This window comes from Acinetobacter brisouii, from assembly GCF_008993995.1.
Classification (GTDB): Bacteria; Pseudomonadota; Gammaproteobacteria; order Pseudomonadales; family Moraxellaceae; genus Acinetobacter; species Acinetobacter brisouii_A.
The window spans coordinates 1-10,792 of sequence record NZ_BKNN01000071.1; the positions used below are offsets into that span (position 1 = coordinate 1).

The window sequence follows — 10,792 nt, forward strand, 5'->3', positions numbered from 1 at the left end:
CGCGACTCATGAGTGCTCGGTTATATGCGGGCCAATTGGTTGTACGGTAGATTTTGTGTGTAGGCTTCTTCATTTGAAAATTATATCGCTGAAAAAGCCTTTACAGATAGGTTTGTGCAACAAAGCCGTTAGAGAAGCTATAGCAATCCCAGAAGTAACCAATCCATACAGAAAAAGATTATACAGTATGGCTGTAGCAGCAATGGATGGACGTGATAGAGGACGCCCCTCGTCCTGGTCTGCTGCTTTAGATAATGCTATATGCGACAATTTAAATAACTTCAAGAATCCTAAACTTTTTATCGTTTGCGCAGGAAATATTGAACCTACTCAGGAAAACTATTCGAACTATCCAAATAGTAATCAAGTGAATGAGATTCATGATCCTGCCCAAGCATGGAATGCCTTAACAGTTGGAGCTTGTACTCATAAAATTACAATTAATGAAGCTGGTACAGAGTATTGTGTTCCTGTTGCAAAATCTGGATCGTTAAGCCCACATAGCTCAACCTCACTTGTTTGGATGAACACTCAATGGCCTTATAAGCCAGATGTTGTCTTTGAAGGGGGTAATATCTCTCATGATACTAAATTCGGAGATTTCTTTGATACAGAAAGTTTAAGCCTCCTTACTCTTAATCATGAACCACATATTGGAAAAAATTTCACCATTACGTCTCAGACAAGCGCAGCTTCAGCCCTATGTGCAAAGATGGCTGCTGAAATTATGGGACAGTATCCTAATTATTGGCCCGAAACAATTCGGGCACTGATTGTCCATTCAGCCGAATGGACTGAAAATATGAAAAAAGATTTTTTAGGGAGTGATGGAAAGAAATCAGATTACGTTAAGCTACTACATCATTGTGGATATGGAGAACCTAACTTAAATAAAGCTCTTTGGAGTGCTTCAAATTCATTAAGCCTAGTTTGCCAAGAAAGCCTTAACCCTCTCAAAAAGAATGGAAGTAAAATAGATTTTAATCAAATTAATATCCATGATTTACCTTGGCCAAAAGATGAACTTTTACAGTTAGGCCACACTCCAGTAAAAATGAGAGTAACACTTTCTCATTTCATAGAAGGAAATCCTGGAGCATGTGATGCCTCTTTTTCTGGAAGTAGATACCAATATGAATCTTTAGGTTTAAGATTCGAAATAAGACGTCCTGCTGAATCAACACCAGACTTTTTAAAACGTATTAATAAAAATGAGAGAGAAAAAGGTGTTAAGTTTGAAAGTACATCAACTGATAGTGACTGGTTAATAGGACCGAAAAACCGAGTACGTGGATCAATTCACTCAGATATATGGATTGGAACTGCAGCAGATTTAGCGAACCGTGGAATGTTAGCTGTTTTCCCTGTAACAGGTTGGTGGAAAAATTCTATTAATAGAGAACGCTACAATATACCTATTCGATATTCACTCATTATCACCATCACTACTCCTGACTCTGAAATTGATCTATACACAGTTGTTCAAAATCAGATTTTAAATGAGAGTTCTATTAAGGTCTAATGACAAAGTAATTAAAAATTTCATTTTAAAAATAAATTCAAGCATTCACCTCTGCTTGTTAAAGCTATAGAAAAATCGAGTATATTCTATAAAGAGTTTAAAAAGGCTCTTTCTTTTGTGCTGCATACTAAAAAATCTTTTGACATTTATATATTTGATCATTAATTTAGTATTAAGCATCAATACTATGCTCGTCAGTCCACCACTCAACTTTAGCTGAGTTGGCGAATATCCCCTTGCGATAATGTATATTTCTCTTCTTGAGATGAATCTTACTATCCTTATTGTATGCCATAAGGGTGATGTGGACTGCACAATGAAAATGGCGAGCTATAAGGTTAGCACTTATGCAAAACTTAGTTTTCCCATCAGGACTATCTGTTCAAAGAGCAAAGAAACGTGCCAAAGAACTTGTTAAAAGTGAACAAGCAAAAACACAAACTGATGCACTTGATGTAATTTCTTTCAAAGAAGTGAATAAACCATGGGCTTTGGCAATGGCTCAACTTCAACAAAATTCAGACTCTTCAAATTATTTAATTACATTTTCTGATATTGAAAGAATTGTGGAGCAAGAACCTCTACTAGACTATAACGGCTTTGGTCATTCTGACTCATACCATGAATCTTTTTATAAGCGGTATACGTTTCAGGACTCTAAAGCTGAATATCTTCAAAATTTTAAGAAAAATAGAGAAAGCCTAAAAAAAGCACTTGATGAATGCCAGCGATGCTGTATGTATCTACAGCATCTGAAAAAAATAAAAGCTATTCGCTACAATCTGGGTAGTTACACATTGAAACATAGCGTTGAATACTACCACCGTCAGTTGAACCACTTTGATGATGCATATGTGTCAAATGGAGCTTTTATTTGTGCAGCACTACATATGGGCTTTAAAGTAATTCGAAAAAATGATATTAGCCCTAATGCTTGGATCTGTGCCAGTATACAATCAGATATCGTTATGTGGGGTAGATTGCTTGATAAACAAACTTCCTTACAGCCTAAAGAACTAAAGCTGTTAGCAGAGTTAAAAAAGAAGATTGGTCTCTGATCAAGTAGACATTTTTAGTTTACAACTATATTGTTAAATGAAAAATTAAAGTCTTAAATCAAGTTTAAGACTTTAATTTAAAATTTGAATGATATGAAATTTTTAAATAATTGATTTTATTGAACCATTAGTTTACAACTTTATTGTCCAAATACAGGAAAATTCCCTCTACTCAAAAAACAGCCTGTTTTATTAACAGGCTGTTTTTTATGCTTAGATCATGTGTTTTTTAACCACTTTTGCCATTTTGGTTCTTGATCTTCTTTTGCAGTAGAAATAGAAAAAGGCTGTTTAATATGCTTAAGGTCATTTTGAGAAATCTGCGGTTGGACAATCCAATAAACACCCGATCGGTTTATTTCTGAAATAACCACATGATGAGATAAGGTTTCAAAATTTTGATTTGCCCATAGGAATGATGGCATTAAACATAAAATTGCCAATATTATATTTTTCATTATTTTATCCTTTAATAAAGTATTGATATTTTATGCGAAAATGCACTTTTCCCTAGCCCCAAATAAAAAATTTTTAAGGACACTGAAATTTTTTTAGTTTTACTGCATTGATTCGACTAAAAAATCATAATACTCAAAAATCAATATGCTGAGTAAACGATGTCTGCTTTCTGGTACGGCATGGCGACTAGCCTGTCCTTAATTGTTGCGATTGGTGCACAAAATGCTTTTGTTCTCAAACAAGGCTTAAAACAGCAATATGTTTTGTGGATTGTGCTGAGTTGTGCGCTGTCAGATTCTATTTTAATTTTTTTAGGCGTCACAGGCTTTTCCAAAGCCATTGGACAATTTCCACAACTTCTCATGTTTGCCCAATATGCAGGCGCATTATTCTTATTTTGCTATGGGCTACGCAGTTTTTATCAAGCGCTCTATAGCAATGCAGCATTAACCCCAAGCCAAACCGAACCTGAAAGTTTGACTAAAATCATGATGATGTGTTTGGCATTTACATGGCTCAATCCACATGTCTATCTCGATACGGTATTATTACTCGGTTCAATTTCTAGCCAATTTACGCATCAATTAGAATGGTTTGCCTGTGGTGCAATTTTATCCTCATGGCTATTTTTCTTTAGTTTAGGGTATGGCGCACGATTGCTTCAGCCGATTTTTAACCGCCCTGTTTCTTGGAAAATTTTAGATACAGTAATTGGTGGCGTGATGTGGGGAATTGCGTGGCAGCTGCTTGTTCACTAATCTTCTCTTTCAACAAGCTAATTTGGAGAATCATGCAATCGGAAGAAAAAATCATCTTATTGAAAGATTTATAATTTTTACTAAATAATCATCATAATTAAAATTTATTTATAACTTTCATTATGTTATGACCAATATTAATGATTTATTAAAAAATAGCCCAATTTCTTAAAATTAATTAAAATATAAGCAATTGAATATCAATAATTTTTTAAAAATTCCGATTAATTCAGTAGGTTATATTAAAGTTCCTGTCTATTAATAGATCTACACAATTGTTATACTAAAGTCTTATTTTGTTCAATCTCTATCCTCGCTTTTTAAATATCCTGTTTTATTTTCTAGCATTTTTGAACATTTTTAATGTCCACTTTTTGCCACGCTTTTGGCAAGACCTTTCATTTTTTAGGTAAATTGAATGCGTAAGTTTTTAAAGGCATTATTAATACTGCTTTTGGTATTAATCATCCTTGCTGTAATCTTTTTGTTTAGACCGATTGCGTCTAAAAAAATTAATACCACCCAAGGTGAACCTGTTGTTGATGCCGTACTGATTGGCGGTGGTATCATGAGTGCAACACTGGGGACTTATCTCAACGAATTACAGCCAAACTGGCAAATTCGCATGTACGAGCGCCTCGATAATGTTGCACTTGAAAGCTCAAATGGCTTTAACAACGCAGGTACGGGTCACTCAGGCTTCATGGAAATGAACTATACCGAAGAAAAAGACGGTAAAATGGACATTTCCAAAGCAGAAAAAGTCGCTTCTCAATTTGAAGTTGCAAAACAATTCTGGTCATACCAAGTCAAACAAGGCGTTTTGGGCGAGCCAACCAGCTTTATCAATCCTGTACCACACCACGCATTTGTGATGGATGACAACGTTAAATTCCTTGAAAAACGTTATGCAGCCATGATCAAAAGCCCATTCTTCCAAGGCATGAAATTTACTGAAGACCCAAATCAGATTAAGCAATGGGCACCTTTGGTGATGGAAGGACGTGATCCAAAACAGAAAGTTGCGGCAACCCGCATGGAAATTGGTTCGGATGTGAACTACGGTTCAATCACTCGCCAATTGGTCGCTCATTTGCAAAAGTCACCAAACTTCAAGTTACAAACCTCAACTGAAGTGACAGGCATTAGCCAAAACGATGACAAAACTTGGTCTGTTGAATTTAAAGATTTAAAAACAGGCAAAGTGGATCATGTCAAAACACGCTTTGTGTTTATTGGTGCAGGCGGTGCAGCGATTAAAATGTTGCAAATGACTGGCTTACCACAAGCGAAACAATATGCAGGCTTCCCTGTTGGTGGTGAATTCCTGATTACAGACAATCCAAAAGTTGCAGCACAACACACGGCAAAATTGTATGGTCGTGCCGACTTCGGTGCACCGCCAATGTCTGTACCGCATATCGATACCCGTTATATCGATGGTAAGAAATATGTGTTGTTTGGGCCATTTGCAACTTACTCAAACAAGTTCCTGAAAAATGGTTCACAGTTAGATTTGATTGCCAATACCAACAAAAATAACATTTTGCCAATGACTGCAATTGGTATTGAAAACATGGACTTGGTGAAATACCTAATTGGTCAGGTGATGATGTCTGATGAAGACCGCTTCCGTGAACTGAAACGCTACTACCCAGATGCCAATCCGAAAGACTGGCACTTGAGCCAAGGCGGTCAGCGTGTACAGATCATCAAGAAAGAACCGGGTAAACCTGCAAAATTGCAGTTTGGTACTGAAGTGTTTGTTTCTGAAGACCATGCGATTGCAGCGTTGATGGGTGCTTCTCCAGGTGCATCAACATCGCCATACATCATTTTGAATGTCTTGGAAAAAGCGTTCCCTACACAAACCAAAGGCGAATGGAACGGCAAGTTGCATGAAATTATTCGTTCTTATCAACAAGACTTGGGCGAAAACCCTGCTTTGCTTGACCAAGTACGTCAGTACACCAGTTCAACACTGGGCTTACATTACACCCCTGTTGCTCAACACGCACAAAAGTGATTTAAGTCACTGAAAACAAAAGGGATGAAGTCATTCATCCCTTTTGTCATTTTAAAACCTTGTTATTTATGCCTTTTAAGATCTCTAATGTCTGACAAAATTTCACCTTTTGCTGCCCTGACCTGTCGCGATTTTTCATTGCTGACCGTGAATCAGTGCTGTCTGACCTTAGCGATTTTGATTCAGGAAGTGTTGCTGAGTTTTTATTTATATCAGCTCACGCATAACCCGATGGTGCTCGGTTTAGTCGGATTGGCAGAGTTTCTGCCCTTTGTACTGCTCTCGCTTTGGGGTGGGTATCTTGCCGATCGTTTTAACAGACAACGGATTTTACAACTGAGTTTTAGCAGTTCGATTCCATTATCAGGACTGCTGTGGTTATGTTTTTCCAGTCACCAACAACAGCTTCTCTCTGACACGTTATTTCTGGTGAGCGTGTACAGCATCATCTTTCTTTTTGGCTGTATTCGTGGCATTTACAGCCCGTGTTTTAATTCGTTGCGTCCATTTCTAGTTCCCGAAAAACTGTATAGCAATGCTTCAACATGGACAGCGCTCTGCTGGCAAATCAATGCGGTGCTTGCCCCAATTTTGGCAGGATTACTCCTCACCCATTTCGGTTTACACACCACGTTTATGGCGGTAATGATCTTGTTTGTATTGGGCAGTTTAGCCCTGTGGCAGCTTAAAGCGCGAGAATTTCCACAGCTTGCGCAATGTTCTGTTTGGCTAAGTCTTAAAGAGGCTGTGGCATTTTTGAGGCAGAGTCGAGTGCTGTTTTGGGCGATGCTACTCGATGTCAGCTCGGTCTTTTTTGGGGGTGTGGTTGCCCTGCTCCCCATCTTTGCTCAGGATGTTTTGCATCTCGATGCCGATGGTTTTGGGTTGTTACGCGCTGCTCCTGCCTGTGGCTCGCTGCTGATGATGAGTGTGTTGGTGAAGTTTCCCCCTCAAAAGCAACTCTGGCAAAAAATGCTGATTGCAGTTGCAGGTTTTGCCTGTTGCGGCTTTGCGTTTGCACTGAGTCGGCATCTCTATCTTGCGGTACTGATTTTGCTGCTGATGGGTGCTTGTGACAGTTATAGCATCGTGATTCGACAGACCTTGCTGCAACTGATTCCCCCCAAAGACATGCTCGGTCGGATTGCAGCGATTAATGGCATTTTTGTCACGTCGAGCAATCAGTTGGGCGCATTGCAATCCAGCCTAATGGCGCGACTGCTGAGTATTATCCCTGCGATGTTACTGGGTTCGAGTTTGGCTTTACTGACAGTCCTGCTGAGTTATCGGCAAACCCGTGATCAGTCTACTGATCATTCTTTTTCTAAATCAGGTTGAATATGTTGCGCTTTATGTCTTGGTCAAAAATCAGTGGCGTTTTACTGTATAGCCTCTTTGGCATCGCCATTTTACAGGCGTGCTATATTGCGATTTTAGGAGGCACGGCGATCTTCTTTTGGCTTGACCTGAGCTTGGTTGTGATTTATCAGTTGCAACGCCAGCAAAGCCTGTTGCGTAGTGGCTGTTTGCTGATTTTGCCGATTGGCTTGTTGCTGTATCTATATTTGCATCTGTCTTTTATCGGGTTGTTGTTACCTCATTTGAGCCTATCTGCTTATTATTTTTATCGTCGTGCCAAGCATATTTCAATTGCTCAACATTTATGGACAGCGGCTTTACTCAGCCTATGCCTGATCATTTTCCTGATCCTGCAAAACCACGATTTACATCAGTTACAACAGCATTACGCCAGTTTTCATACGGGTGAGTCGTGGCAACAGTTGGGTGCCTTGTAAATGACATCACAAAAGCCCTGTATGACTTCATGGTTTTATTGAATATGGTTATCAAAAAGTCCATTAACGGCGAAATCGGCTTTTGAGTATACTAATGCGCTTTATAGTGCTAGAAGAATTGTCCGATGAAAATTTTAGATGGTGGTGTAGGACGTGAATTAGCGCGTCGTGGTGCACCATTTCGTCAACCTGAGTGGTCTGCTCTTGCCCTTTGGGAAGCGCCTGAAATTGTAAAAGATGTGCATCTCGACTTTATTCAGTCAGGTGCAGAAGTGATTACCACCAACAACTATGCGGTTGTTCCTTTCCATATTGGTCAAGAACGTTTCGATGCCGAAGTTCGCCAACTGGTGCAAGTCGCTGTTGATCAAGCGAAACAAGCAGTTCAAGAAAGTGGTCGTGATGTCAAAATCGCAGGTTGCCTACCGCCACTGTTTGGCTCATACCGTGCTGATTTATTCCAAGAAGATCATGTACGTGAACTGGCTTTGCCAATTATTGAAACTTTAGCAGGTCAAGTCGATTTCTGGTTGGCTGAAACCCAATCGAGCCTGAAAGAAGTAGAAATGGTACACAACCTGCTTCCAAAAGATGGCAAAGCGTACTGGGTTTCTTTCACCCTGCAAGATGTATTGCAACAAGATCGTGCTTACTTGCGTTCAGGTGAGAACCTTGAACAAGCGGTAGACGTGATCCGTCGCATCGGTGCAGAAGCGGTATTATTTAACTGCTGTCAGCCTGAAGTGATTTTGCAAGCGATTCAGGAAATCACAAAATTGGCGCCTGAACTGACCATTGGTGCTTATGCCAATGCGTTCCCGCCACAAGACGAATCTGCAACAGCCAATGACGGTCTGGACGAAGTGCGTAAAGACCTTGACCCAACCGCTTACTTGGCTTTTGCTAAAAAATGGCAAGATGCTGGCGCATCGTTAATCGGTGGATGCTGTGGGATTACCCCTGCACACATTGCCGAACTGTCTGCATTTTTTAAAGAATAAGAAAATATGTCTTCTGCAAAAATTGGTTTACTGTCGCTGACCGCACTGGTGTTTAGCTCCATGGTCGGCTCTGGGGTGTTTAGTTTACCGCAGAACATGGCAGCCGTTGCCAATGGTTCAGCCCTGCTAATTGCATGGCTGATCACTGGGGTCGGTATTTTATTCTTGGCATTTTCATTGTTGTATTTATCTCGTCAGTACCCTGAACTGGACGGCGGAATTTATAACTATGCCCGTGCAGGCTTTGGCGAATTGATCGGCTTCTGCTCGGCATGGGGCTACTGGCTATGTACCACCATCGGCATTGTCGGTTATGTGGTGATTGTGTTCTCAAGTCTCGGTACATTCGTGGATACCAAGGAACATGTCATTTTTGGCGATGGCAACACCATCTATGCCCTGATCGGTTCATCGATCTTTGTTTGGTTGGTGCATTGGCTGGTGAGTCGTGGGATTAAAGAAGCGGCGGTGGTCAACCTGATTGCTACCCTTGCCAAAATCGTACCGATGGTGGTGTTTATTGCCTGTAGTTTGGTCGCATTCAAACTGGATGTTTTCAAACTCAATTTGCATGACTTCTCTTTAAAAATGCCACTTTGGGAACAGGTCAAAGACTTGATGCTGATTACCTTATGGGTGTTCACAGGAATTGAAGGTGCGGTGGTGCTGTCTTCTCGTGCACGTAACCGTAATGATATCGGTAAAGCCACAGTGTTTGGCGTGTTACTGGCATTGGCTTTTTATGTGATGGTTACGGTGTTGTCTTACGGCGTCACCAGTCGTGCCGACATTGCAGGTATGCACAACCCATCGATGGCGACCCTTTTGACCCAGTTGATTGGATTGCCAGGCACCATTGTGATTACTGTCGGCTTGATGATTTCCGTAGCATCCTCGTATTTAAGTTGGACTTTGTTCGCCACTGAAATTCCGTTTTTGGCTGCGAAAAATGGAGCATTCCCTGCGACGTTTCTCAAGACCAATAGCAACAATGTGCCGATTTCATCGTTATGGCTGACCTCCATTGTGGTGCAGGCAGCGCTAATTGGCGTGTACTTTTTCAATAAAAACTACACGTGGCTGTTGATGATTTCTTCGGTGATGATTCTGTTGCCTTATTTCTTAGTCTCCGCGTTCTACTTAAAAGAATCGGGTAAAAAGAAACAGCCAAAACATATCTTGATTGCACTCGTGGCAACTATTTATGCCTTATGGTTACTGTATGCCGCAGATCTTTCTTTACTGTGGGATTCACTACAGCTTTACATGGTCGGTCTAATTATTTTTGGCTATAGCTATTTCAAACATAAGAAACGCCTTGCCAGTGACTCATCATTATCTTAGTCCACACTGACATAAAAAACGGCTCTGATGAGCCGTTTTTTATTTCGCATAGATGATCTTATTTATAAGATGCTTCGTACGCTTTTGCTTTGTCTTCGTCGAATTGCTTCTGCCATTTACTGATCACCAGTACAGCCAAGGCATTTCCGACCACGTTCAATGCAGTACGCGCCATATCTAAAATACGGTCAACCCCTGCAATAAACGCCAGACCTTCAAGTGGAATACCGACTGAACCCAAAGTTGCCAACAGCACCACGAAGGATACACCCGGAACACCTGCAATCCCCTTAGAAGTAACCATGAGAGTCAAGACCAACACGATTTCTTGAGTAATCGACAAGTCAATTCCGTAAAGCTGTGCAATAAAGATTGCCGCGATACTGAACCGTACCGGGTTTGTCGGAGACTCAATATTCTGAGAGACTATTCCGATGAAAAAACCAAACTATACCCCCGAAATTAGAGAAAGAGCGGTTCAATTACTAATTGAATCTGAAAAAGATTATCCTTCTACTTGGGCAGCAATCACAGCTATTGCTCCTAAAATCGGTTGTACTCCTGAAACATTGCGTGTTTGGTATTTAAAGCATATGGATCAACTAAATCCTGCCAAAGTACAACAGATATCTGACCAAGAAAAAATGAAGCAAATGGAACGTGAAATTAAAGAATTAAAGCGTGCCAATGAAATTCTACGCAAAGCAGCCGCTTTTTTCGCCCAGGCGGAGCTCGACCGCCCACACAAATAATGGTGGATTTTATCCTTAACAATAAAGATCGATATGGTGTTGAGGCGATTTGTAGGATTTTACCGATCGCTGCTTC

Annotated in this window: 9 protein-coding genes, 2 pseudogenes and 1 other annotated feature; of the genes and pseudogenes, 9 read left to right on the top strand and 2 right to left on the bottom strand. The window is 40.4% G+C overall.

Annotated elements, in window-relative coordinates; translation table 11 throughout:
- Positions 1 to 55: 55 nt before the first annotated feature.
- Positions 56 to 1,522, top strand: a complete 1,467-nt coding sequence (locus tag GBN19_RS13090) for a S8 family peptidase (protein ID WP_228271275.1) — start codon at positions 56 to 58, stop codon at positions 1,520 to 1,522.
- Positions 1,523 to 1,869: 347 nt separating this feature from the next.
- Positions 1,870 to 2,580 carry a hypothetical protein gene (locus GBN19_RS13100; protein ID WP_031953570.1) on the top strand — a complete coding sequence of 237 codons (711 nt, stop codon included), beginning with the start codon at positions 1,870 to 1,872 and terminating at the stop codon, positions 2,578 to 2,580.
- 218 nt (positions 2,581 to 2,798) lie between these two features.
- On the opposite strand, the gene GBN19_RS13105 is transcribed toward GBN19_RS13100, so the two are convergent.
- On the bottom strand, positions 2,799 to 3,038 hold the full coding sequence (locus GBN19_RS13105; RefSeq protein ID WP_151778445.1) for a hypothetical protein: 240 nt from the start codon (positions 3,036 to 3,038) through the stop codon (positions 2,799 to 2,801).
- Positions 3,039 to 3,197: 159 nt separating this feature from the next.
- Here GBN19_RS13105 and GBN19_RS13110 point away from each other — a divergent pair, with 159 nt between their 5' ends.
- From GBN19_RS13110 to GBN19_RS13135, 6 genes are all read left to right on the top strand, one after another.
- Positions 3,198 to 3,797 carry a LysE/ArgO family amino acid transporter gene (locus GBN19_RS13110; RefSeq protein WP_151709449.1) on the top strand — a complete coding sequence of 200 codons (600 nt, stop codon included), beginning with the start codon at positions 3,198 to 3,200 and terminating at the stop codon, positions 3,795 to 3,797.
- A gap of 418 nt (positions 3,798 to 4,215) precedes the next feature.
- Positions 4,216 to 5,823: a malate dehydrogenase (quinone) gene (mqo, locus tag GBN19_RS13115; protein ID WP_151709448.1), complete on the top strand. Its 1,608-nt coding sequence runs from the start codon at positions 4,216 to 4,218 to the stop codon at positions 5,821 to 5,823.
- 87 nt (positions 5,824 to 5,910) lie between these two features.
- A complete protein-coding gene (locus GBN19_RS13120) occupies positions 5,911 to 7,161 on the top strand; it encodes an MFS transporter (RefSeq protein ID WP_151778446.1) in 1,251 nt (416 codons plus the stop codon).
- A gap of 14 nt (positions 7,162 to 7,175) precedes the next feature.
- Complete coding sequence (locus GBN19_RS13125) at positions 7,176 to 7,619, top strand: hypothetical protein (RefSeq protein ID WP_151709446.1); 444 nt, start codon at positions 7,176 to 7,178, stop codon at positions 7,617 to 7,619.
- Positions 7,620 to 7,744: 125 nt separating this feature from the next.
- Positions 7,745 to 8,620, top strand: a complete 876-nt coding sequence (locus tag GBN19_RS13130; protein WP_151778447.1) for a homocysteine S-methyltransferase family protein — start codon at positions 7,745 to 7,747, stop codon at positions 8,618 to 8,620.
- A 6-nt stretch (positions 8,621 to 8,626) separates the two neighbouring features.
- Positions 8,627 to 9,964, top strand: a complete 1,338-nt coding sequence (locus GBN19_RS13135; RefSeq protein WP_151778448.1) for a basic amino acid/polyamine antiporter — start codon at positions 8,627 to 8,629, stop codon at positions 9,962 to 9,964.
- 58 nt (positions 9,965 to 10,022) lie between these two features.
- Here GBN19_RS13135 and GBN19_RS13140 read toward each other — a convergent pair.
- Positions 10,023 to 10,349 (bottom strand): annotated as a pseudogene (locus GBN19_RS13140) (cation:dicarboxylate symporter family transporter); the annotation flags it as partial.
- Between the two features lie 49 nt (positions 10,350 to 10,398).
- Here GBN19_RS13140 and GBN19_RS13145 point away from each other — a divergent pair.
- Positions 10,399 to 10,792 (top strand): annotated as a pseudogene (locus GBN19_RS13145) (transposase); the annotation flags it as partial.
- Positions 10,674 to 10,790: a sequence feature (AL1L pseudoknot), on the top strand. Its footprint overlaps the pseudogene before it by 117 nt.

Bases quoted from the DNA above. Each gene is read 5' to 3' on its own strand.
- GBN19_RS13130 (WP_151778447.1), top strand. From the start codon at position 7,745: ATGAAAATTTTAGATGGTGGTGTAGGACGTGAATTAGCGCGTCGTGGT.
- GBN19_RS13125 (WP_151709446.1), top strand. From the start codon at position 7,176: ATGTCTTGGTCAAAAATCAGTGGCGTTTTACTGTATAGCCTCTTTGGC.
- GBN19_RS13110 (WP_151709449.1), top strand. From the start codon at position 3,198: ATGTCTGCTTTCTGGTACGGCATGGCGACTAGCCTGTCCTTAATTGTT.
- GBN19_RS13120 (WP_151778446.1), top strand. From the start codon at position 5,911: ATGTCTGACAAAATTTCACCTTTTGCTGCCCTGACCTGTCGCGATTTT.
- GBN19_RS13135 (WP_151778448.1), top strand. From the start codon at position 8,627: ATGTCTTCTGCAAAAATTGGTTTACTGTCGCTGACCGCACTGGTGTTT.
- mqo (WP_151709448.1), top strand. From the start codon at position 4,216: ATGCGTAAGTTTTTAAAGGCATTATTAATACTGCTTTTGGTATTAATC.
- GBN19_RS13105 (WP_151778445.1), bottom strand. From the start codon at position 3,038: ATGAAAAATATAATATTGGCAATTTTATGTTTAATGCCATCATTCCTA.
- GBN19_RS13100 (WP_031953570.1), top strand. From the start codon at position 1,870: ATGCAAAACTTAGTTTTCCCATCAGGACTATCTGTTCAAAGAGCAAAG.